Here is a 24,017-nt window from a genome sequence, read left to right on the forward strand (position 1 = left end):
AAGCCAATGGATACTGCACAACTGAAAGAAGATATTATTGCATACAGCAAAAAGATTGGAATTGATAAAATTGGCTTTGCCTCTGCTGATGTGTTTGGCGAATTGAAGGAAAGGCTTAAACGACAGCAGGAGTTATCCTATCAATCAGGCTTTGAAAAAGGGACGATTGAAGAACGCACAGAGCCTGAGCGATTATTACCTGAGGCTAAATCTATTATCTCAATCGCGCTTGCTTATCCTTCACGTATGAAAGATGCCCCTAAAAGTACGAAGGAAGAGAGGAGAGGTCTTTTTGCTAGAGCCTCTTGGGGAGTCGATTATCATGTTGTTATGCGGGATCGCTTAGATAAGCTGGCAGCGTTCATAAGGGAACAAGTACCAGATGTAGAAGACCGGGTAATGGTAGATACAGGGGAGCTTTCTGACCGTGCCGTAGCAGAACGAGCGGGCATTGGCTTTAGTGGGAAAAATACCTCCATTATTACCCCGGAATTCGGTTCGTATGTTTATCTAGGTGAAATGATAACAAACATTCCTTTTGTGCCAGACGATCCAGTCGATGATAGCTGCGGAGAATGCACAAAATGTATTGACGCCTGTCCAACAGGTGCGATTGTCCAGGGAGGTCAATTAAATGCCCAACGATGTATTGCGTTTTTAACCCAGACAAAGGACTTTTTACCAGATGAGTTCCGGACTAAAATTGGAAATCGGGTTTACGGCTGTGATACATGTCAGGTTGTTTGTCCGAAAAATCAAAAGGTAGATTTTCACATTCATCCTGAATTTGAACCAGAGCATGATGTGTCTAAACCAGTTCTAAGACCGATGCTGCGTATTTCCAATCGGGAATTCAAGGAAACATTCGGTCATATTTCTGGTTCATGGCGTGGGAAAAAGCCTATCCAGCGTAATGCGCTAATTGCCCTTGGCCACTATAAAGATAAAACAGCTGTAGAGGACATTATTAACGTCATGAACACAGACCCGAGACCTGTTATTAGAGGGACGGCTGCATGGTCTCTAGGGAAAATTGGGACAGAAGAAGCTTATGTGGCAATAAGAGAAGCAATGGATAAAGAAAAAGATGATCAAGTAAAAGTCGAAATGGAAAAAGGCTTAGCTTTTCAAGAATTTTACGAGGCAAAAACATAATCTTATATTTTCTGGGTTTTTGCCAAGTCCCCTCGCCATATAGTAATGGTGGAGGGGATTTTTTATGGAGCAGTTAAAAGCATACTGGTTGGACTTTTTACAACTAGATCGTGGGAAAGAGAATTGGTGGGAGAAGAAGAGGGTTTGCTGCGAAAAACGAGGGGCTAAGATTGTACGTGTGCAAGGAAAGGGGCATTTATTTAGAAAGTTTCGTTATGATAACCAGACAACGTATGAATATCAACTCCATCTTTCATATCTTACAAAGCAAAAAGAAATGCTCTATGTGGAAGAAGAAGTAATTCCATTTCGGTTTAAACTAGAAGAAGGTGAGATTGTAGACCATAAAAGAGTAAAGATGCAAAAAGAAAAGCCAGCTCCAACCATTGCCCCTAATGCAAGCCCTCGTCAAACACAAGAAAATGTCAGGTTTACTTATGATCGATTGGCAGCAGTTCGGTACGCTGAACGATGGTGGAATAGTTATAACCCCAATTTTCGCAGGTTTGAAGTGGATTGTACCAACTATGTGTCCCAATGTTTATTAGCAGGAGGAGCGCCAATGCGAGGTGCACCAGTTAGAGAGCGTGGGTGGTGGTATAATCAGGATAGTTGGAGCTTTAGTTGGGCAGTTGCGCATTCTTTAAGGTGGTATCTAAGCGGGTCAACGGCTGGTTTACAAGGGAAGGAAGTCAACTCAGCAGAGGAGTTGTCTCCTGGAGATGTAATCTGCTACGATTTCCAAGGCAATGGCAGATGGGATCATAATACAATTGTAGTAGCGAAAGATGCAGCAGGGATGCCCCTCGTAAATGCTCATACGGATAATAGTCGGAATCGGTACTGGTCTTATGAAGATTCTACAGCCTGGACGCCTAATATTCAGTATAAATTTTTTCGCATTGGTTCATAGGAATGCTATAATGATAAAGTTGCTTTATTAAAAGCAGTGGATTACCGTACAAGGAGATTAGATCAGTGAGTATACATGTTGTTTTATTTCAACCAGAGATTCCAGCAAACACTGGGAACATAGCGAGAACTTGTCTGGCAACTGGTGCAACCCTACATCTTATCCATCCGCTTGGTTTTAGTACAGATGATAAAATGTTGCGCAGAGCCGGATTGGATTATTGGAAACATGTCGATGTACAAGAATATGCGAATATTGAGGAATTATATAAAAGATACCCAGAAGGTTCGTTTTACTATATAGAAAACTTTGGTACGAAGCATTATACCGATTATGATTATAGTAACGTGAGCGAGGATCTGTTCTTTGTGTTTGGCAGAGAAACAAATGGAATTCCACACGAGCTGCTTGAAGGAAAAGAGGATCGATGTCTTCGTATCCATATGAATGACAAGGTGCGTTCGTTAAATTTATCAAATACGGCTGCCATCATTATTTACGAAGCACTTCGCCAACAAGGTTTCCCAGGTTTGACTTGATATTCAACAACAAAACAAAATTCGAATAAGTAATAATTAACGATAGAGCAAGATTTGGATGATAGTCCTGGCAAAGACCCCCACCAAATGAAGTTTCACTTTATTTAACGGCCATGTATTAAATAGCGTATAAAATTTAAGGATGAGCTACGCGCAGTAGCTCATCCTTTTTCATTTTATTGGTCTCTTTTTGGGATAGCTGGTTTTGATTCATATCCTGATGTAAACATAGATGTTAGGAATACTAAAATGACACCGAATAAAAGTGCAAGCTTCATTGTTATGCCTCCTTATGTAGGTAATAATGCACGTCTTTTTAAATTATGTCCCTATTATAACGAATTATCAAGATAATGTGAACTAATGATAACGATTTCTTCATCCATCATACGTAAAAGACGTATTTTCACCTTATTAATAAACGGAATTTTTGAATAATAACAAAGGTTGGAACATTATATTGTTTAAGCTTATAAAATAGGGTATATTAGTTGATGAAGTCATTAGTCAGCTCTATAATAGAGTAAGAGTTAGAAAACCGTTTACATTACGGGTAATGTTAACTTCTAATGGGGGTATAAAACGTGGCACAGACGGAAGAATCTAATCAAAGATTCTGGGCAGAATTTCATGGTCCAAATATGGGGTATGTAGAAGAACAATATGATCTGTATAAAACAGATCCTGATGCAGTCGATCAATCCATTAAGGATATGTTCGAAAAGCATGGCAAACCAAACTGGATAGCGAAAAGTACGGGAACAGTAGATTCACAGACAGATTCTCGCACTTCTATACAGGATGTGAAAAAACTAACCTCAGCTATGAAACTTGTTGAGGCTATTCGTCGTTTTGGACATCTGAGAGCAGATATTTATCCAGTAGGATTACAAAAAGATCGAAAATCTAAATTAGTAGAACCAAGTACTTATGGACTAAGTGAAGACGATTTAAAAAAAATGCCAGCTAGCTGGCTGTGGGAGAAGGCACCAAGCCACGTTGAAAATGGCCTGGAGGTCCTTCAAGAGCTTAATAAATATTATTCTGGCACCATTACTTTTGAGTATGATCATCTTAATAATGAAACGGAACGAGCATGGTTACTTGATTTAATAGAAACTGGAAAAGCTAGGCTAAGCCTTTCGGATGATGAGAAAAAGCAGTTGCTTAACCGTTTAGTAGATGTAGAAGGATTTGAAGGTTTTCTGCAAAAGACGTTCGTGGGACAAAAGCGTTTCTCTATCGAAGGATTGGAATCTATGGTTCCGATGCTTGATCAAATTGTGAAAGACGCTACAGCAGACAAAGTCGAAAATATTATGATGGGGATGGCTCACCGGGGGAGGCTTTCTGTGTTAGCACACGTTCTAGGAAAGCCATTTGATAAAATTTTCTCCGAGTTCCATCATTCGCCTGATAAAGAATTAGTTCCTTCTGAAGGTTCTATGGGAATTAACTATGGATGGACTGGAGATGTGAAATATCATTTTGGTGCAATGAAGGAAGTGAAGAAGGGTGACGAAACAGCGACCCGTATCACGCTTGCACACAACCCTTCACATCTGGAGTTTGTGAACCCAGTGGTGGAAGGCTTTGCTCGGGCGGCACAGGATGATCGCTCTAAAGCCGGATATCCAGAGCAAGATTTTAATAAAGCGATTCCAGTATTAATACACGGTGATGCTGCCTTTATCGGAGAAGGCGTTGTAGCAGAGACCTTTAACCTAAGCGGCCTTCCAGGATATGCCACAGGTGGTAGTCTGCATATAATCGCTAATAATTTAGTTGGTTATACAACAGATCAAGATGATGGTCGTTCCACACGTTATGCGAGTGATTTAGCTAAAGGCTTTGAAATACCGATTATTCATGTAAATGCCGATGATCCAATTGCTTGTGTTTCGGCGGTTAAGATTGCTTATGAATATCGGAAAAAATTTAATAAAGACTTTCTCATTGATTTGGTCGGGTACCGGAGATATGGCCATAATGAAATGGATGAACCAAGAACGACGCAGCCAGGCCTTTATCAAGATATCGATCAACATCCTACTGCCGCAAATGTATATGCGGAAGTGTTACGAGAGAAAGGGATCATTGAAGAGTCGACATTAAAAAGCAAGCTAGAAGAAGTCGAAAAGAAACTCCGTGAAATTTATGATGGCATGAAAGAAAACGAAACAGGCGAGGCAGAAGCCAAATGCATGCCAAAAGCGTTGGAAAATAATTTGGGAGCCTTTGACACGGCTGTTAAGCTTGAAGTTCTACAAGACCTAAATAAAGATCTATTAAATAGACCTGAAGGATTCAACGGCTTTAAAAAGCTTGAAAAAATCTTAGACCGTCGTGGTTCCGCTATGGAAGAAGGCGGTAAAGCGGACTGGGGAGCTGGCGAAGCACTTACGTATGCCTCCATCTTAAGAGATGGCATCCCAATAAGACTTACTGGACAGGATTCGGAGCGGGGAACTTTTGCACATCGTCATGCTGTGCTTCATGATGTAGAAACGAATGAAAAGTACAGCCCGATGCACGGACTAGACGATGCAAAATCGTCATTTGATATCCGCAACAGTCCTTTGTCAGAAGCAGGTGTACTTGGCTTTGAATATGGTTACAGCGTTCAATCCCCAAATACACTAGTAATTTGGGAAGCGCAATTTGGCGATTTTGCAAATGCTGCACAGGTTATCTTTGATCAGTTTATATCTGCTGCCAGAGCAAAATGGGGAGAAAAATCAAATATGGTAATGCTCTTACCTCATGGATATGAAGGGCAAGGTCCAGAGCATTCCAGCGCAAGACTGGAGCGCTTTTTGCAGATGGCAGGGGAGAATAACTGGATTGTAGCGAATGTAACCTCTTCTGCACAGTTTTTCCATTTACTTCGTAGGCAGGCTGCAATGCGAGGACGTGAAGAAGCTAGACCGTTAATTCTTATGACACCTAAGAGTCTGTTGCGGAATCAACGTGTTTCTTCAGAGCCAAAAGAATTTGCTGAAGGGAAATTCGAACCATTACGCCAACAACCAAACCTTGCATTCCATAATGAGAAAACGAAGCGACTTCTTACTGGGTCTGGAAAGATTATGGTAGATATAGAAGAAGCAATTGATAATTCAGAAGAGAATTTTGATTGGTTAGGAGTACTCCGTTTAGAGCAGATTTATCCTTTTCCTAAAGAAGAGCTCGAGAGAAAACTATCTGAGTTACCTAACCTGGAAGAAATCGTGTGGGTACAGGAAGAACCAAAAAACATGGGTGCTTGGGATTATGTTGATGACTACTTACGAGAGCTGCTTCAAGAAGGACAGGAACTTCGCTATATAGGTCGCCCACATAGGGCTGCGCCTGCTGTTGGAGTACCAAACGTCCACAAAACCGAACAAAAACAACTTGTACAAAAAGCAATCAACCCGTCTAAAGGAGGAGATTCCAGTGAAAGAGATTAAAATACCAGAACTTGCTGAATCGATTACAGAAGGAACGATCGCTGAGTGGCTCGTAAAAAAAGGTGACAAAATTGAAAAAGGCGATCCAGTAGTTGAGTTAGAAACAGATAAAGTAAATGTTGAAGTGAATGCAGATTATGCAGGTGTTATCACAGAAATCCTCCGCGAAGAAGGCGATGATGTAGAAGTCGGAGACGTTATTGCAAAGGTTGATGAAAACGGCGAGGCTGGCGGAGAGCAAGGGGAAGAGAAATCAGAAGAAGAAGCACCAAAAGAAGAAAAAGAGAATAAGAATGTGCAAAAAGAATCTAAGGATCAAGAAGAATCTCACGTCGAAGAATCTACTGAAGAGAAAAAACAGGAAAAGGATACTTCAGCTGGATCAAGCAAAAATGGGGAAGTCATCGCTTCACCAGCAGCTCGAAAACGTGCGCGGGAGTTAAATATTGACCTTAGCCAAGTGCAACCTAGAGATCCGCTTGGACGTGTGCGCCCAGAAGATGTTGAAGCTGCTGCAAAAGGCTCGAATAAAAAAGAAGAAAAGAAAGAAGATAAAAAAGAAGCTGCTTCTAAGAAAACAGAATTTGATAAGCCTGTAGAACGTGTGAAAATGTCTCGACGTCGCCAAACAATCGCAAAGCGCCTTGTTGAGGTACAGCATGAAGCAGCTATGTTAACCACTTTTAACGAAGTAGATTTAACAAACGTCATGAAACTGCGTAGTGAAAGAAAAGAAAAATTCACAGAAAAACATGGCGTGAAATTAGGCTTTATGTCCTTCTTTACTAAAGCTGTGGTCGGCGCACTAAAGGATTTCCCACTCTTAAATGCGGAAATTCAAGATAATGAAATAGTTATTAAAAAGTTCTACGATATCGGGATTGCAGTTTCCACAGACGACGGACTTGTGGTACCTGTAGTACGTGACGCAGACCGCATGGATTTTGCTGGTGTGGAACGTGAAATTGGAAACCTAGGTAAAAAAGCTCGCGATAAAAAACTTGCTATGGAAGATTTGCAAGGTGGATCCTTCACCATTACTAATGGCGGGACGTTTGGATCAATGCTATCTACACCAATTCTAAATGCTCCACAAGTGGGAATCCTTGGTATGCATAATATCCAGAAGCGGGCAATGGTAATGCCTGATGATTCCATTGAAGTGCGCCCAATGATGTATCTAGCTCTCTCTTACGATCATCGAATTGTTGATGGGAAGGAAGCTGTACAATTCCTAGTAAGAGTAAAACAATTACTAGAAGACCCGTATGATTTATTATTAGAAGGTTAATAGAATTAATAAGAGGCTGGGACATAACTAGCCTTAAGTAAGTAAAAAAGATTCCAGTTATCAAAAAATGATAACTGGAATCTTTTTTGTTAGAGTTTGGGCTTGTATGTTGCATGGTGGCGGTGTACTTTCTTATGTTCACCGCCATAAATGCAAATCCTAATTCATTTTCCACTTTAGATTTGCCTCTCACCGACATTCGAGTGAAACGCAAATTAGCCTTCAGAAATCCGAAGACAGGTTCCACATCTATTTTACGTTTCCCATAGATTTCTCCCGTTTCTTCTTTTGAAAGCTGCTCTCTTATATATTCTTTTTGTTGTTCCCAATGAGCATTGTAGTAAATTTTCCGATTCTCTTTTGCTTTGGTACACTGATCGCGTAATGGACACCCAGAGCAATCTTCGCATTCATAGACACGAAAGGTTCGTTTGAACCCGGTTTTATCCTTTCGATTTGATAGGTATTGAAAAGCTACCTTCTTTCCGTTTGGACAAGTAAAAAAGTCTCCGTCTGAATCATACTCCCAGTTGGATACATGAAAAGGATTTGTTTTATATTTCTTTTTCTTTTCCTTCCGATAGGTATTATACGTAATGAGTGGCATCTTTTCTCGATGGAGTACATTACTGTAATTTTGTTCACTACCGTAACCCGCGTCAGCAACAATATACTTGGGTAACTTAAAATACCTATCTTCAATATTATCGAGGAAAGGAATAAATGTGCGAGTATCCGTAGGATTTGGAAATACATCATAGGCTAATGTGTATTGACCTTCGGTCGCAATTTGTACATTATAACCTGCTTTAAGTTGGCCATTTTTCATATAGTCATCTTTCATTCGCATAAAAGTGGCATCATGATCCGTCTTTGAATAACTATTGCGATCGCCAAAGATTTCCATATCTTTTTGATATTTGTGTTTACGAGCTTCAAAGTCTTGGAATTGTTTACGGTATTGCTTGGGTTCTTTTCGCTCGGAACGAAGTTGTTTGCGTTCTTTCGCTTCTTCACTCTTCTCGATTTCTTCATCATATTTTTTTACTTCTTCATCTAGTTTTTTTACCACTTCACTGAGTTCTTCCGTTGAAAGTTCATCGGAACTTTCCCTTTCTATTTCAGGGATAATTTCCTTTTCCAGTAATTCCTCATACAGTTGATTCGACTTCTTTATTAAATCGGTGCTGTATTTTTCAATGGATTTTTTCCACACAAAGGTGAACTTATTTGCATTCGCCTCTATCTTCGTACCATCAATAAAAATGGCCTCTTCTTCAATCATCTTCTCTTCCACAAGTTGACAACGAAATAGGACGAAACACTGACGTAATAATTCTTTTACTTCCGGATGCACACGAAATCGATTAATGGTACGATAACTCGGTTCATAGCCTTGTGCTAACCACATCATACGTACACTGTCTTTGAGTAACCCCTCTATTTTTCTGCCAGAAAAAACAGACTGCGTATAGGCACATAAGATAACCTTCATCATCATCCTTGGATGATATGCAGGGCATCCTGTTTCACGGAAAAACTCCGCAAATGAATCCTCTGGAATACTCTCCACAACATGATTAACTGCGTAGGCTATATCATTTTCTTGAAGTTTCATTTCTAAATCTAAAGGCAAAATGACTTGATTCATGGTATAATGTTTAAACATAAGGGATACCTCCGGTTCTGTTTTGGTGTGGTACTTTAACTTTACCAGAAGGTATCCTTTTTGCGTACATAAATTCAAAAAAAGTGGTGCTCCCCAGAGGGGAAGTACCACTTTTTTATTTTACCGGGTTTTGTCCCAGCCTCTTTTCTGTCTTCTTAAATTGTTCTTATGGTTTCGTACGATGTTTTAGGAAAAGAATAAGCATATAACTATAAGTATTTTTTACCAAGGAAATTTAGAAAATGAAGAAACTTATTGTTAATAAGCTGTTTTTTAGGGAAGTAATAAGTAGAGAACTATTATTTACAGAAAATATAATTAGTTGAATGACGTCTGACGACTTGATACAATATCCATTGTAATGAAGGAAATGAAAACAGTTACAAAAGGGAAAGGTAGGTAGGGTAATAACATGGGAATTATTTTAGGGTTATTAGCAATTGCCGTTGTGTTAGGTCTGGCATTTTTAATGTCTAACGATAAGAAAAACATTAACTATAAGGGTATTGGGATTATGCTTGTCCTTCAGCTTTTAACGACGTGGTTTATGTTTAATACAGATATTGGACAAGCAATCATTAATGGAATAGCGGCAGGTTTTAATAAATTAATTGAATTTGGTACAGAGGGAGTTAACTTTGTAGTAGGTGGTCTACAAATCGAAGAGGGTGGCAGTGTATTCTTCTTTAACGTGCTTTTATTAATTATCTTCTTTGCAACCATCTTATCGGTATTAACATATTTGCGAATTCTTCCACCTATCATTAAATATTTCGGGGGTCTTATTTCCAAGATAACAGGTCTTCCTCGAGTTGAATCATTTAATGCAGTTAATAGTATCTTTTTTGGTCAGTCGGAAGCGTTAATTGCGATTCGTTCGCAATTTCACCATCTAACTGCAAATCGTTTATACATTGTTAGTGCATCTGCAATGGGATCTGTTTCTGCTTCTATAGTAGGGTCATATTTGCAAATGTTACCACCACAGTATGTACTTGTGGCATTGCCTCTTAATATGTTCAGTGCCTTAATGCTTGCATCCATTATTGCACCGGTAAAAGTGCCGAAAGAAGAAGATAGAGTAGATGTAAAAAATGTTTCAAATGATAAAAGTATTTTTGAAGCAATGGGAAATGGTGCCTTAGAAGGTGGGAAAATCGCCCTCATCGTTGCAGCCATGCTTATCGCATTCATTGCATCATTAGAGTTGGTAAACTGGATTATTGGCTTTACAGGAGTTACCTTACAGGAATTACTTGGTTATATTCTTTACCCGATCGGCATACTAATGGGTATTTCGCCTGGTGAAGTACTTCAAGCTGGGTCTGTCATGGGAACAAAAATCGTTACAAATGAATTCGTGGCAATGCTTGAATTCCAACCGATGATCGCAGAGATGTCTGAGAAAACCGTTGGTATTGTTTCCGTATTTCTAACCAGCTTCGCTAACTTCTCTTCTATTGGTATCATCGCAGGTACTGTAAAAGGAATAGACAGTGAAAAAGCAGTAAGTGTATCCGGATTTGGTATGAAATTACTGGTCGGTGCGACACTAGCTTCTATCCTGTCCGCAACTGTAGTAGGACTTTTCTTGTAAGATAAAGTTGCTTTCTTTAAGTATTCCATCACAGCAATTGTGGGGCTTTTAAAGTAAACTAGTTTCAAGGTTCACGGGAAGTTGTTATGTATTAAACAATTAAGTATAGGTACTTTAAAAAGGTATTCATTTAATTTTCAAATGGATACCTTTTTTTACTTTCAATTTCCCCCTACATTTAATACGATATTAGAGAATGTAAAAAAACTAAGAAGATTTTTGGACATAAAGGAGAACATAGCATGAATAATAAACGAATCCTATTTACTGGTGGTGGTACAGCAGGACACGTAATTGTTAACCTTGCGCTAATTCCATATTACCAGGATAAGGGGTATGAGATTGATTACATTGGTTCACATGATGGAATTGAAAAAACTTTAATCAGTCAGCTGAAAGGGGTAACCTATCATCCCATTTCCACAGGGAAACTTAGAAGATATATTTCTAAGGAAAACATCAAAGATCCTTTCAAAGTGTTAAAGGGTGTTTCTCAGGCAGCACGGATTATGAAGAAGCGCAAGCCTTCTGTGATTTTTTCAAAGGGGGGCTTTGTTTCGGTGCCAGTAGTGTTAGCCGCAAAGCTTAAAAGAGTACCCGTCGTTATTCATGAATCAGACTACACTCCTGGTCTTGCTAACAAGATTGCGATCCCCTTTGCCAAAAAAGTACTAGCGACATTCCCAGAAACGATGGAATATTTACCAAAAGAAAAGGCCGAGTATGTTGGTGCGGTAATTCGTGATGAATTATTTGAAGGGAAAAAGGAGGCAGGTCTGGAATTTGCTGGATTAACGTCAGGTAAACCGGTTTTATTGATTATGGGAGGAAGCGGTGGATCTCAAAAGATAAATGAAACCATTAGAGGTTCGTTAGACGACTTACTTGAAAAGTTCCAAATCATTCATATTTGCGGGAAAGATAAGGTTGACTCTGCTTATAAGAGAGAGGGATATGTGCAGTTTGAATATGTGAATGAAGAGCTTAAAGACGTTTTTGCAGCTACAGATTATGTCCTTTCCCGTGCGGGGTCAAATGCGATCTTTGAATTTTTAGCCTTAAGAATCCCTATGCTTCTCATTCCATTATCCAGGGAGGCGAGTAGGGGAGACCAAATCATTAATGCTAAGTCCTTTGTAAAACAGCGTTATGCAAGGGTGTTAGAAGAAGAGAAGTTAACCAGTGATTCACTGGTGCATGAATTAACCCAATTAAAAGAGTATGCTGCTGTTATGACAGACACAATGAAACAATATAAAAGTGAAAAGGCAAGAGATCGAGTGATCGAAATTATCGAGGAAGTGCAAAAGAATTAGTCAGTTTAGAAAAAGTAAAAAGCCACCGAATACGAGGCACAATCGATCGTACTCGGTGGCTTTTTCGTTATTATACTCCCTAGCGAAGCGTACCAAAGTGAATCAAGTTTACATCAACTTGAAAATCTACAGTGATGTCAGGGAATTTCTCTCTCCATTCTTCTGTTGTTAAGTTGTTATCATGCTTAACTTTGTATAACTTCCCGTATCCCACAGGATCAGCGTTTAACTCAAGCAACTTTTTTAATAAAGTTTCGTATTTTTTCTTAATTGCCTTTTCCAGCTCTTTCTCAAGTATGCTTGCTACTTTATCATCCTCCACAACGAGTTGTTCTGATACTTCATGTAAATCTATATCTATGTTCACGTTTGAACGATAACGGAGTTGTTCTACGTCGGTTATCTCGCTATTTGTTCCGCCCTTTATGCCAATCCGCACGAACATATCTTCACTGTCCGGATCAACAACTTCTTCTCCACCGAGGTACTCTTTGAATGGAGCTCGAGGTATCTTTAACTCAATCGGAGCGAAGTTGACATGGTTTTGAGTCATGTTTAAAAGTAATGCTTCTTCCAATGTTATATCTCCTACATATTTATCACCTTGAAAAATCCCTAGTGCAGAAATTTGCGGGATGTTTTCTTGCAATGAGATAACAGGGAGAAAAGGATCTTTTCCCACATCAAAATAGGTATGCGTAAAATCATGTAAGGCAACCTCGGGGATGGAGTCCTCCATATGCTCTTGTCTGATCATGCCGTGAAGAAATTGCCCGATATCCATGTTCGTATCTGATTGTCCTACTTGCAGCATTTCTTTTGCCGTCGTTTTACTAACAGCAAGCAACATAGTATCAGATACCCTAGCATCTCGCGTTAAGGTTTTTAAATAGTTTAAGATTCCTTTTTCTGCAATTTCTTTCCCGTATAATTCAAGACGGATTTGGCCAGGAGTTAGGCTGTAACTGGATTTGTTGTTCGCTTGTTCACGAGCCTCTTTAATCGTGTGCCCTGATCCTGTTAAAGTCTTTGAGATCATGCTTGTTTGCGCATTGAATTGGAAAATAATAAGAGTAGTTTCCAGTTCATTCGGTTTTTCTTCTGAAATATCAACACCTCTTGTATGGATAATTCCTAGTTTCTCTAACTGGGTGGATTCAACACATGAGGTAAGCATACATAGGATAGCTCCAAGGAAAATACCCTTTTTAAGCTTCATTTTTTTCACCTCTTTTACGCTGCTTCCATTTTTTCTTTATAAGTACCATGGGGAGCAATAGAAATGGATATACATACACGAGCCAAAAGCCTAACACATTTACCTTCTCGATTACCCACTGTATTCGAAAGTGCTCATCGACTATCCAGCAACTAATTAATAGTGGAAAAGCTAAAGCATAAATGGTAAGTTTTTGGGGAAGTTTGAAAAGGCGTCTCAGCCCATAAGTAGCCCCCCATAAAAGTAGAATAATATTTGGCACGATGACCATCATCCATTCTGCAACTACGACAAAATCAAGGCGTTCAATAAAGGAAAACTGTTGAAACTTAAATAAAGAAAGAAGTGTCCATTCTCTTCTTTCCACTTGGACACCAGTGAAAAATCCCAATGTTATAATCGTAATTAACACAAGGAGAAGGCCAGACCATGCTACTGAAAGATAAAGAGGGGGATTTATTCCTTTCTTATTTTGGATAAAAGGATAAACTAGAAATAAAAATTCAAAACCTAAAAATGTGTAAGAACTTGTTTTTGCTCCTGCTAATAATACGGGAAAGGGGGTTTGAAACATCGGAAAAAAGTGATCCCAATCAATTTGAACAGCAGGTTCTATTAACAAGAACAGCAACCAGTGTGTAAGAATAAAAAAAAGGAAGCAAACTCCAACAATTACACGTAACCCACCCAATGTGCTGTATACTGCTAAAATCATTAAAATCACGGACATTGTAAATGGGCTCATCGACGGAAAGATAAAGACTCTGACAACTTCGATGTACGTGATAAGTACAGAAAATAATGTAAGGACAAAGTATACGATATATACGGTACTTAGCAGGTTTCCAAGCCATTTTCCAAACAGGTCTTTATGAATACCGAATATATCCGCATTTTCGTACTGTTTTAGAGTGAGCGTCATTACGAATAAGACGACAAATATATATGCGATGGCAATCAAAATAGATATCCAGGCGTCGGTTCCAGCTTCCATATATATAAATCTGGTCGCTCCCATAATTCCCACACCTAATTGTAAAGAAGCGATAATGAAAAATAGGTAAAAGGCACGAATGCTTAAATTTGGTTTTACTTTTACGTTAATGTCCAATTTATCACCTACTCATCAATATCTTTACGTTGCCTTGCCTTTTTCTGATTGAACCTTACAGTATCTTTAGGGCGGAAGGAGAGAAATCTTTTTCCTTGGAATTGCTGTGGAAAGCGAATCAGCACTTTGTTAATATCCTTCATACGAAATGGATAAATTGGTGTAAGATAAGGGCGACCTAAAGAAGTCAGTCTTAATAAATGAATGATTAAAAAGCTTATGCCAAAGACGATCCCCATAATTCCTAATATCCCTGCCAGAATTATCATGGGAAATCGCAACACTCGAATGGAAGTCCCCATTAAATAACTCGGTGCGGTAAACGAAGCAAGTGCACTAATTGTTATGAAGATGATAAGAATATTACTTGTAATCCCAGCCTGCACAGCTGCTGTTCCAACGACCACACCGCCAACGATACCAATGGTTTGACCTACCTTTGTTGGCAGGCGCGCCCCTGCCTCACGTAAAAGTTCAATTAATAATTCAAGTAGTAAGGCTTCAAATATTGGTGGAAAAGGGACATTAGCTCGCGATTGTCCGATTGAAATTAAAAGCTGTGTTGGAATAAGTTCATAATGATAGGTCACCGCTGCAACGTACATTGGGGTGAGCATCACCGAAATGAACATAGAAATAAATCGTAAAACCCTTAAAAAAGAACCCGCGTTCCAACGCATATATAAATCTTCGGTAGACTCAAAAAAGCTGAAAAATGTTGTCGGTGCTAAGATTGCCATTGGACTGTTTTCCACAACTACTCCGACTCGGCCTTTGTTAATGGCATAAGAAGCCCGGTCGGGTAATTCCGTAGAATAAAATTGAGGGAAAATCGTAAAAGATGAATCTTCAATATATTGCATGAGTACATTAGCATCCTCAACTTCATCCACATCCAGCTCTTGGAGTCTTTGTCGCATCGTATTAACGTCTGTTTCATTTGCAATGGACTTTAAATAGATAAGCCTCGCTTCTTTTGGCGTTCTTTTACCTAGCATAATTTTTTCAAATACAAGGTCAGGTGAACGCATTCGCCAGCGTAATATATTTAAGTTGGTAATCAAGGATTCTGTAAAGGCAACTTGAGGACCAATGACCACAGACTCTGTTTCCGCCTTTTGAAGGGAACGCTTTTCAATGTTTAGTAATAAATAAGAGACGACTTGTTCTTCTCCTTCAATATAAATAAACACATGACCGTTTATTAGATTTGTGAGAACTTCTTCTAATTTGTCCATTTTCTGGCTAGTATTTAAAGGAATTTCATTTAATATAGATTCAATGGTCCACTCCTTTTTAGCATCTAAAAGCGTTTTCAACAATAAACTTTCCATTCTTTTTGAATCGACCTGATACGACAGATAAAAAACAGCAATCCTTTGATTTGCGCTTTCGAATATTGAAAAGCTAATATCCGTACTATTTTCAAATTCGCTAATTAATAGCTGCTTCAGTTTTTCAGCTTTGATGGGAAATAATGAATTGGTGGCTTTTCTCCTTGCTTTTTTCATTTTTTCCTCCTGTTTATATCCAGTGCTTTAATATCTATAAAGATAGTATGTGAGGATATGTTGCTATCTATGTGTTGAATCTTATAGTCCAGATGGATGGTAAATAACGGAGCCAAAAGCCTTATTTTTTAGAAAATTCTTGAGGATTATTGTTTGTCTCTGTCGTATCCTGTATGATGAAAGTAAGTAAATAAGAAGGGGTGAGGTTTTGAGTGAAATAATCCGTAATTGTCGGATGTGTAAAGAGCCAATGGAAAGTAGCCCATTTATGCTATGTCCTACCTGTCTTGCTGATAGTGATCGAGTTCAGAGTTTTATTAGAAAGCATCCACTCGCTTCATTAGAGGATATTTCTCGCTCAACTAGAATCCCGTGTGAAAAGCTACAAGGCATGATTCATTTGGGGAAAAGAGAAAGTCCCAACTTGTAGATAACTTAAATTTTACAAATCTTTTACTTTAAAAACAATTGACTTAAAATTTTCCTAATACTATAATTATTGAGAACAAATTATTGAAAGGAGGTCATGAAGATGAAAAACATCATTCAAGTACAAACAATCCAACTTCATCCAACTAAATATGTGACCTCTGCCGTAGGGTACCGAACAGTATTCTAATTTTCCTACATACTTCTTTGTAAAGAATCAAAGGTCACACATGTCTGTGACCTTTTTGTTTTCTGGGATAGGTTTAGCTATCTCAGTTGAGAGCATGTGTTGTCAGAGACACATGCTCTTTTTTAATGCAATACAAAGAGGTAGAAAGAGTAGCGGTGGGGGTTTAGAAAAAAAGGGCAAATCAAAGGGAACAGGGGGATAATACACTTATTTAAGAAATAAAGTTTGGCCGGACTATATAGAGAGATTAGAAGGTGATGAAATGTTTCAGGTTTTTAAAAAGTTAGATTGGTTTTTTAAACATTATTGGAAAAGATATTTATTTGCTATTATTGCCCTTATTGTGGCAAGTGCAATTGGCCTAATTCCACCAAAGTTAGCAGGATATACGATCGACCATATTCAATTTGATACTTTAACAACACAGATATTAACGGCATTAATTGTAGGCTACCTACTTTTAATTGTGATTCATTATGCTATTTCCTTTTTGTGGGATTATACGCTATTTAGCGGTGCTGTTATTCTGGAACGCTGGAGTAGAAGCAATTTGATGGACCATTTTACAAAAATGACACCTACCTTTTTTGGGAAATATCGTACGGGAGATTTAATGGCTAGAAGCACAAATGATTTAAAAGCCATTAGTCTTACAGCAGGGTTTGGTGTATTAACATTGGTAGATTCTTCGGTGTTTATGCTAATGATTGTCTTAATGATGGGGTTAACAATTAGCTGGCAGCTCACCCTTGCTGCACTTATCCCACTACCGATTATGGCGGTAATTATGAATAAATACGGTGCAGTCATCCACCAACGCTTTACAAAGGCACAGCAAGCCTTTGGTGAAATGAATAATGATGTATTGGAATCGATTCGTGGTGTGCGTGTAATTCGAGCCTTCGTCCAGGAAGGGCAGGACCTGGAAAGGTTTGAAAACATGACCCAAGATGTATTTGTTAAAAACATGGAAGTTGCCAAAATAGATGCATTATTCGAACCGACGATGAAAATCCTAGTGGGACTCTCTTATACAATTGGGCTAGGATATGGTGCCTTCTTAGTTTTTGACAACAAGATGACTCTCGGTGATCTCGTAACCTTTAACGTTTACCTTGGAATGCTGATCTGGCCAATGTTTGCTGTTGGGGAGCTTATCAATATTTTACAACGGGGAAACGCCTCGCTTGATAGAGTGAATGAAACAGTTGGCTACAAGGCTGATGTAACTGATCCTGAAACTCCAAGGAAGGTTGAAGAAGTAGAATCGATTGTTTTTAAGAACGTTACGTTTTCTTATCCAGACACAAAGGCCAATCAATTAAAGGGTATCTCGCTTGAAGTAAAGAAAGGCGATACGATAGGTATTGTTGGGAAAACAGGCGCTGGGAAGACGACCCTTTTTAAGCTACTTCTTAGGCAATACCCTGGTGTGCAAGGGAAAATTAGAGTCGCTGACGTTGATCTGGAAGAGCTATCACTTGAGCAGATCCGTTCCTGGATTGGCTATGTTCCACAGGATCAGATGATGTTTTCCAAAACAATCCGAGAAAATATCCAGTTTGGTAAATCAGATGCTACGGATGAAGAAATCTTCCGAGTTATGGAGTTAGCGCATTTTCTTGATGATATGAAACAATTACCGAACGGACTTGATACACAGGTTGGGGAAAGTGGTGTGACATTGTCTGGGGGGCAGAAACAGCGCGTAGCATTAGCTAGGGCGTTTATAAAAGACCCCGAAATTCTTATTTTAGATGATTCGATGTCAGCTGTTGATGGGAAAACCGAAGCGAATATTATTGAGCATTTACGGAGAGAAAGAAAGAATAAAACAACCTTTATCGCTGCACATCGTATGTCTGCTGTAACGCATGCAGATCTTATCATTGTTCTGGATAATGGAACAATTGTGGAACGAGGATCGCATGAAGAGCTTATGCAAACGGATGGCTGGTATAAACAACAATATATCCAGCAGCAGCTCGCAAAGGCGGGGGTGAATTAAGATGAAACAAACGACAGAGAGAAGATTGTTTCGCTATGCTTTACATTATAAAAAAGGAATTATTATAGGGTTTATTTGCTTAATTATCGCCGTATCGCTTGAGCTTGCAGGGCCTTTAATAGCCAAGAGAGTAATTGATGATCACATTCTAGGTGTTGAGGGAACATGGCAGGAAGTGGAAACACAAGATGATAAGCAGACCGCTTCTTATAAGGGGAATTTTTACAAGCGAGTAGATAGGCTTGAGGAATCTGACGAAACAATTGGTAGCCCTGTTACCTTGTTCCAGATTGGTGTTACCTATTATTTTGTTGAGGATGAAATCCCTTTAGAAGGAAAGCGTGATGTAGAAGGGGAAACCATTACCATCACAACAAGTGAAGGAGAAGAGACATTTACCGGGGAAAAATTGGCGTTAAGTGAAGTTTACCCATTCTTTAAACCAGAACAAGGTCCAATCATTTGGTTGCTTGGATTATATGTTTTATTACTATTTATCGCAGGGTTCTTTCAATTTTATCAGACCTTTTTATTGCAAAAATCTTCTAATCAAATTGTTAGGAAAATGCGAAATGATTTATTTGCACAAACACAGCGCATTCCTGTCAACTACTTTGTTGACCAACCTGCAGGGAAAATAGTGGCGAGGATTACAAACGATACGGAAGCTATAAGAGATCTCTATGAACGGGTTCTTTCCATTGTTTTAACAAGTGTCATTTATATGGCAGGAATTTTTGTAGCTTTATTCATACTTGACCCAAAGCTTGCTATGATGTGTTTATTCATTATTCCGCTCATTTTTGGTTGGATGAAGCTATATAAACATTTTGGGAGTAAATACAATAAAGTTATCCGTTCTACGATAAGTGAAATTAATGGAAACATTAGTGAAGCAATACAAGGAATGCCAATTATTCAGGCTTTTAGTAGGGAAAAAAAGACGAAGGAAGAATTTGAGGTGTTAAACAAAAGGCATTTCACCTATCAAAGAAAGCTGGTGAAGCTTAGCGCTTTAACGTCCTACAATCTCGTAACCGTCTTTCGTAATTTAGCGTTTGTAGCATTTATTTGGTATTTCGGGTCGGCTTCTTTAGATCCTACAAGTATCATTTCGATTGGGATGCTTTACGCTATTGTAGATTATTTAACAAGGCTATTTGAACCAGTCACAGATATTGTGAACCAGCTTCCGCTTATTGAACAGGCGCGTGTAGCTGGAGGCAGGGTATTTGAACTGCTGGATCATCCTGGCGAAGACGTGGAAAATGATAAAGTTTCACGTTACAAAGGAAATATTGTGTTCGATCATGTGTCCTTTGCCTACAGTGAGAAGGACTATGTATTAAATGACATTTCTTTTGCGGTAGAGGCAGGGCAGACTGCTGCCTTTGTTGGTCACACAGGATCAGGAAAGAGCTCGATTATGAACTTGCTGTTTCGCTTTTATGATCCGCAAAAGGGGAGCATCACCATTGATGGGCAATCAACTCAGGAATGGTCAAGACAACAGGTGAGAAGTCATATGGGTATCGTATTACAGGACCCATTTTTGTTTACTGGTACGATCATTTCCAATGTCACCATGAATGATTCGACTATTAGTCGGGAAACTGCAATAAACGCGCTAAAGTCAGTTGGGGCAGACCGTTTTATTGAAAAACTGCCTAATAAATATGATGAGAAAGTAACAGAGGGTGGAACGACATTTTCGCTTGGTGAAAGACAATTACTATCGTTTGCCAGAGCGTTGGCGTTCGATCCAGCGATCCTCATATTAGACGAAGCAACTGCTAATATTGATACGGAAACAGAGCTTGTTATTCAACAGGCGTTGGAGGTGTTAAAACAGGGTAGAACAACCCTTGTAATTGCACATAGACTTTCGACGATCCAGCAAGCAGATGTTATATTTGTATTAGACAGAGGTACGATTAAGGAGCAAGGCAATCATAATAGCCTTCTCCTCCAACAGGGCACCTATTATCAAATGTACCAAATGCAGCAAGGAAGACTGGAGGAAACCGCAGGATAGCCAAAAGCTCAATGTACGGGGTGAAATATGGATCGTCATAAGGAAGATAAAGAGAAACCTGACATTATTGATGAAGACTTATACGAAGAATTTGATGATGAAGAGCTTTACGAAATCGTACAAGAAGAACGGCGAAAAGCATGGCAAAGAGACAAGGAGGAAAAGGACGGTAAACCCAAGCGTCCTTTTCCAAAATGGATATTTTGGGTGATTGCACTAGCTTTAGCTTTTAATGTTTTCGCACTCATTCCTCAAACATTTTCCATTCCGGCTATTGATTTTCTGATCACCTCTGCTAAGCTATCGGCCGATGAGGATATACGCACCTATAAAAAAGCTGTTGTAGTGGTAGAAACTGAAAATGCCAAAGGTACAGGATTTTCCATTGATTCGAGCGGAACAATTCTAACAAACCACCACGTCATTGAGGGAGAGGAGCAAGTGACGGTTGCTTTTCCGGATGACGGGTTGTTTGAAGCAGAAGTAGTAAAAACCAATCCTTCCATTGATTTAGCGGTATTACAGGTGGATGGAACCAACCTACCTTCTCTTGAACTTGCAGATTCACCAAAAATTAGTGAGGATCTCCCCATTACATTTATAGGAAATCCTTTACGTTTTAATGGGATCGCTAATGAAGGGACAATTGCTGGTTATACCCAATTAAACGATTGGGAACGGGAAGTAGTAATGATAAAAGCACCCGTTTATCGTGGGAATAGTGGGAGTCCTATTATAAACGAGCAAGGGAAGGTAATTGGCGTGGTGTTTGCTACACTTGATCATGAAACAGAAGGTAAGGTAGGGCTTTTCGTACCGATTACTTATTTTGAGGAATAGGTACATTGTTTCGAATTTGGATATTGGGGGTATTTATATTGTAAACGTCTTAAGGAGGCGAATTACATGTTATTTTTTACTTCCGATCTTAAATCATATAATATCCATGCAGCCGATGGAGAAATGGGAAAAGTGAAGGATATGTATTTTGATGATGAGAAGTGGGCCATTCGCTATGCGATTGTGGACACAAGAAAATGGCTTCCCGGTCGTCGCGTATTACTTTCACCATCTTCCTTTATTACCCTCAATGAAAATGATAAACATCTTGAAGTAGAGTATGACAAGGAGAAGGTTCGAAACAGTCCTTCTATTTCGGAAGAGAGTGCCGTTACAAAGGATACAGAAGATAGCTTGATTGGCTATTATGGCTGGAGTAGATATTGGGCAGGTAATATGCTATGGGGCGCTAACGACCGCCCGTTAGCAGATTTTCCACCTCCTGAGGAACCACAGCATGAGGTATACGATCAACAGTTAGAGGAACAAAGTCGTTATGATCTTCGTAGTGAAGATGAAACAATAGGTTTTAAAGTACATGCAAATGACGGGAAAATCGGTTCTGTAGCTGATATGATATTTGATTCAGAGTATTGGAAGCTTCGTTACATTGTCGTGCAAGACAGTGAAACTTTCACAGAGGAACAATATTATGTTTACCATACAGATCAAATTGAATCTGTTGATTGGTTTGAAGAGGATATATATATTAAAGGTACACTGACAGAAACAAAAAATGCAGCTCAATACAACTCAAAAGAGCAAATTCTTACAAGTTTATAAGGTTTGCTTATACAAAAAAGCCTTTCAGTGATTGCTGAAAGGCTTTTTTTTCGTTAGATTATCTTGGTGAAAACCTCAATTTTTGAAGTTTTAGGTATTTGGGCATGGGTAATGGTTACCAAGAGGTGGGGTAGTAATTATATTTTAAACAAATTGTAATTGTTTTGAGATAGCAACAGTTTGCCCTGTACGGTAAGATTAATCAGACTGAAATTTTAATTCAATTATAAAATAAGCTGGTGACTATAGATATGATTAAATTCCAAATTCCATTGAATGATATATACAAAAATAAAGACGTTTTATATAAAAATGACTTTTTACGTGATACACCCAAAAATATTGAAGATAATTCGAATTTTTTAATGCTTGGGGGTGTTCTAGGTTGATAAATAGACGGTCATTAAAAGACACTCCTCTGGAAGAATTGATTACCGCTGTCCAAAGAGGGGACAAGTATATACAAAATTATCTTTTAAAGACTTATCAACCGTTTATTGCAAAATGTGTCTCCGAAGTCTGTAAACGATATATTGATCCTGAGAAGGATGATGAGTTTAGTATAGGTCTGTCTGCATTTAATGAGGCAATGATGTCTTATGCTTCAAATAAAGGTAGTTCCTTTTTATCTTTTGCTAAGTTGGTAGTGAAACGAAAGGTCATTGATTATATTCGTTATATGAAGAAACGTCCTGCATCCATATCACTTGACGAGACGTTCGATGCTGAACAAATGGATAATCCATTAGAAATTTCTGCAGTCAAAAAAAGATATCAGGAAGAGCAGGATGCTTGGCATAGAAGAGAAGAAATTTTAGACTATAAGGAGAAGCTCAAAGCCTATAAGCTGACATTGGATGAGTTAACGGAAGCCTCCCCCAAGCATAGGGACGCTCGTGATTCTGCTGTCAAGACGGCTAGAACTTTGTTCGAAGATTCAGAGTTGCGCTCGTTTGTCTTTCATAAGAAGAAGCTCCCAATCAAACAATTGGTAAGAAAGGTGAATGTCAGTAAAAAGACAATAGAGAGAAATCGCAAATTTATACTTGCTGTATTTATTGTTCTTGCTGAAGATTATTTATATCTAAAAGAATATCTTAAGGGGGTGGGTCAGTGAAAAAAGGAATTGTTATGGAACACCGGGGTACATACACCATAGTCATGAAGAAAGACGGGACTTTCCACAAAGCTAAACCTGTAAAGCATATAGATATTGGGCAAGAGGTCACTTTTGAACTGCAACAATCCAATAAGAGAAGTTTCGTTTACTTTCTGGAAAGAGCAAGAAAAATATCACGCCGGGTTTTTGTATTTGTTTGTTTTTTTATTCTATCTACAATTCCCGCATATTTCTTGCTGGCAAAAAACAAAGCATTTGCCTATGTTAGTATTGATATTAATCCTAGTTTTGAACTAAAAGTTGATAACGGTTTGCTTGTCAAGTCCATTCGATTTGTAAACAATGATGCACGACGAATAGGCATAAGATTAAAGCAATATAAAAATAAAAAAATGGAAACTGTGATTAGCCAGATCATGGCACAAAGTGAGCGGTCAAATTTAGTTGGTGAGCAGAGAAATATGCTTATAGGAGTCAGCTTTCCTAATCAGCAGGATAAACATAACAGGCTATTCAGTAGCTTAAATACCTTTTTACAACATGCTGAATGGAATGTAACGACATTTCAAATACCTGAGCAAATACGAAAGTCTGCTGCTAAAGCGGGGGTACCGACATTCGAGAGGATTGTAAAAGAAATGAAACATCCCTCGGCAAAAAATTCTTCCGTTTCCCTGAATTTGAATGACGAAGAGAAAGCTATTATTCATTCTTTTTATTTGGAAAAAAACCGTCTTTCAGAAGGGTAAAACAAGGAAATAAAAATGAAAATTTTTACTTTAAGTAAGTGAAGTTATCTATTGTGCATACCCATAAAATAAGGCTGTGATCCCTTCCAA

16 protein-coding genes and 1 pseudogene are annotated in these 24,017 nt (G+C 38.7%); 13 read left to right on the forward strand and 4 right to left on the reverse strand.

The window, feature by feature from the left end; genetic code table 11:
- Positions 1-6 precede the first annotated feature (6 nt).
- The 5 genes from queG to odhB all read left to right on the forward strand — a co-directional run bounded on the left by queG (position 7) and on the right by odhB (position 7,350).
- The gene (gene queG / locus LG273_RS05980) at positions 7-1,155 is read left to right on the forward strand and encodes a tRNA epoxyqueuosine(34) reductase QueG (RefSeq protein WP_404458632.1); all 1,149 of its coding nucleotides are present in this window, start codon (positions 7-9) and stop codon (positions 1,153-1,155) included.
- Between the two features lie 64 nt (positions 1,156-1,219).
- Positions 1,220-2,068, forward strand: a complete 849-nt coding sequence (locus LG273_RS05985; RefSeq protein WP_404458634.1) for an amidase domain-containing protein — start codon at positions 1,220-1,222, stop codon at positions 2,066-2,068.
- 65 nt (positions 2,069-2,133) lie between these two features.
- Positions 2,134-2,607 (forward strand): tRNA (uridine(34)/cytosine(34)/5-carboxymethylaminomethyluridine(34)-2'-O)-methyltransferase TrmL, encoded by a 474-nt coding sequence (gene trmL, locus LG273_RS05990; RefSeq protein ID WP_404458636.1) that lies wholly within the window; start codon positions 2,134-2,136, stop codon positions 2,605-2,607.
- 584 nt (positions 2,608-3,191) lie between these two features.
- Positions 3,192-6,059, forward strand: coding sequence for a 2-oxoglutarate dehydrogenase E1 component (locus tag LG273_RS05995; RefSeq protein WP_404458638.1), 2,868 nt, complete (start codon positions 3,192-3,194; stop codon positions 6,057-6,059).
- Entirely contained in the window at positions 6,046-7,350 is a 1,305-nt protein-coding gene (gene odhB / locus LG273_RS06000) for a 2-oxoglutarate dehydrogenase complex dihydrolipoyllysine-residue succinyltransferase (RefSeq protein WP_404458640.1), read from the forward strand. The genes LG273_RS05995 and odhB overlap by 14 nt, the downstream gene beginning before the upstream one ends.
- 43 nt (positions 7,351-7,393) lie before the next feature.
- Here odhB and LG273_RS06005 read toward each other — a convergent pair.
- Positions 7,394-9,019, reverse strand: a pseudogene (locus LG273_RS06005) (IS1182 family transposase); the annotation flags it as partial.
- 412 nt (positions 9,020-9,431) lie between these two features.
- Between LG273_RS06005 and LG273_RS06010 the strand changes: the two are divergent.
- Both LG273_RS06010 and LG273_RS06015 read left to right on the forward strand, forming a co-directional pair.
- Entirely contained in the window at positions 9,432-10,616 is a 1,185-nt protein-coding gene (locus LG273_RS06010; RefSeq protein ID WP_379563284.1) for a NupC/NupG family nucleoside CNT transporter, read from the forward strand.
- A gap of 242 nt (positions 10,617-10,858) precedes the next feature.
- On the forward strand, positions 10,859-11,932 hold the full coding sequence (locus LG273_RS06015; protein ID WP_404458642.1) for an undecaprenyldiphospho-muramoylpentapeptide beta-N-acetylglucosaminyltransferase: 1,074 nt from the start codon (positions 10,859-10,861) through the stop codon (positions 11,930-11,932).
- 79 nt (positions 11,933-12,011) lie between these two features.
- On the opposite strand, the gene LG273_RS06020 is transcribed toward LG273_RS06015, so the two are convergent.
- The 3 genes from LG273_RS06020 to LG273_RS06030 are packed head-to-tail and all read right to left on the reverse strand — an operon-like array spanning position 12,012 to position 15,773.
- Entirely contained in the window at positions 12,012-13,151 is a 1,140-nt protein-coding gene (locus LG273_RS06020; RefSeq protein ID WP_404458644.1) for a Ger(x)C family spore germination protein, read from the reverse strand.
- Positions 13,141-14,262: a GerAB/ArcD/ProY family transporter gene (locus tag LG273_RS06025; RefSeq protein ID WP_404458646.1), complete on the reverse strand. Its 1,122-nt coding sequence runs from the start codon at positions 14,260-14,262 to the stop codon at positions 13,141-13,143. The genes LG273_RS06020 and LG273_RS06025 overlap by 11 nt, the downstream gene beginning before the upstream one ends.
- A gap of 8 nt (positions 14,263-14,270) precedes the next feature.
- Positions 14,271-15,773: a spore germination protein gene (locus LG273_RS06030; RefSeq protein ID WP_404458648.1), complete on the reverse strand. Its 1,503-nt coding sequence runs from the start codon at positions 15,771-15,773 to the stop codon at positions 14,271-14,273.
- 881 nt (positions 15,774-16,654) lie between these two features.
- Between LG273_RS06030 and LG273_RS06035 the strand changes: the two genes are divergently transcribed.
- The 6 genes from LG273_RS06035 (at position 16,655) to LG273_RS06060 (ending at position 23,927) form a co-directional block, all read left to right on the forward strand.
- Entirely contained in the window at positions 16,655-18,400 is a 1,746-nt protein-coding gene (locus LG273_RS06035; RefSeq protein WP_404458650.1) for an ABC transporter ATP-binding protein, read from the forward strand.
- 1 nt (position 18,401) lies between these two features.
- Positions 18,402-20,435, forward strand: a complete 2,034-nt coding sequence (locus tag LG273_RS06040) for an ABC transporter ATP-binding protein (protein WP_404458652.1) — start codon at positions 18,402-18,404, stop codon at positions 20,433-20,435.
- Positions 20,436-20,462: 27 nt separating this feature from the next.
- A complete protein-coding gene (locus LG273_RS06045; RefSeq protein ID WP_379563298.1) occupies positions 20,463-21,275 on the forward strand; it encodes a S1C family serine protease in 813 nt (270 codons plus the stop codon).
- Positions 21,276-21,341: 66 nt separating this feature from the next.
- On the forward strand, positions 21,342-22,058 hold the full coding sequence (locus tag LG273_RS06050) for a PRC-barrel domain-containing protein (RefSeq protein ID WP_379563300.1): 717 nt from the start codon (positions 21,342-21,344) through the stop codon (positions 22,056-22,058).
- Between the two features lie 385 nt (positions 22,059-22,443).
- Positions 22,444-23,175, forward strand: a complete 732-nt coding sequence (sigI, locus tag LG273_RS06055; RefSeq protein WP_379563302.1) for an RNA polymerase sigma factor SigI — start codon at positions 22,444-22,446, stop codon at positions 23,173-23,175.
- Complete coding sequence (locus LG273_RS06060; RefSeq protein WP_404458655.1) at positions 23,172-23,927, forward strand: hypothetical protein; 756 nt, start codon at positions 23,172-23,174, stop codon at positions 23,925-23,927. Before sigI ends, LG273_RS06060 begins: the two co-directional genes overlap by 4 nt.
- Positions 23,928-24,017: the final 90 nt, after the last annotated feature.

It is taken from the genome of Oceanobacillus kapialis (genome assembly GCF_044790185.1).
GTDB classification, from domain to species: Bacteria; Bacillota; Bacilli; order Bacillales; family Amphibacillaceae; genus Oceanobacillus_B; species Oceanobacillus_B kapialis.

Bases quoted from the DNA above. Each gene is read 5' to 3' on its own strand.
- queG (WP_404458632.1), top strand. From the start codon at position 7: ATGGATACTGCACAACTGAAAGAAGATATTATTGCATACAGCAAAAAG.
- LG273_RS05985 (WP_404458634.1), top strand. From the start codon at position 1,220: ATGGAGCAGTTAAAAGCATACTGGTTGGACTTTTTACAACTAGATCGT.
- LG273_RS06010 (WP_379563284.1), top strand. From the start codon at position 9,432: ATGGGAATTATTTTAGGGTTATTAGCAATTGCCGTTGTGTTAGGTCTG.
- LG273_RS06015 (WP_404458642.1), top strand. From the start codon at position 10,859: ATGAATAATAAACGAATCCTATTTACTGGTGGTGGTACAGCAGGACAC.
- LG273_RS06020 (WP_404458644.1), bottom strand. From the start codon at position 13,151: ATGAAGCTTAAAAAGGGTATTTTCCTTGGAGCTATCCTATGTATGCTT.
- LG273_RS06030 (WP_404458648.1), bottom strand. From the start codon at position 15,773: ATGAAAAAAGCAAGGAGAAAAGCCACCAATTCATTATTTCCCATCAAA.
- LG273_RS06035 (WP_404458650.1), top strand. From the start codon at position 16,655: ATGTTTCAGGTTTTTAAAAAGTTAGATTGGTTTTTTAAACATTATTGG.
- LG273_RS06040 (WP_404458652.1), top strand. From the start codon at position 18,402: ATGAAACAAACGACAGAGAGAAGATTGTTTCGCTATGCTTTACATTAT.
- LG273_RS06045 (WP_379563298.1), top strand. From the start codon at position 20,463: ATGGATCGTCATAAGGAAGATAAAGAGAAACCTGACATTATTGATGAA.
- LG273_RS06050 (WP_379563300.1), top strand. From the start codon at position 21,342: ATGTTATTTTTTACTTCCGATCTTAAATCATATAATATCCATGCAGCC.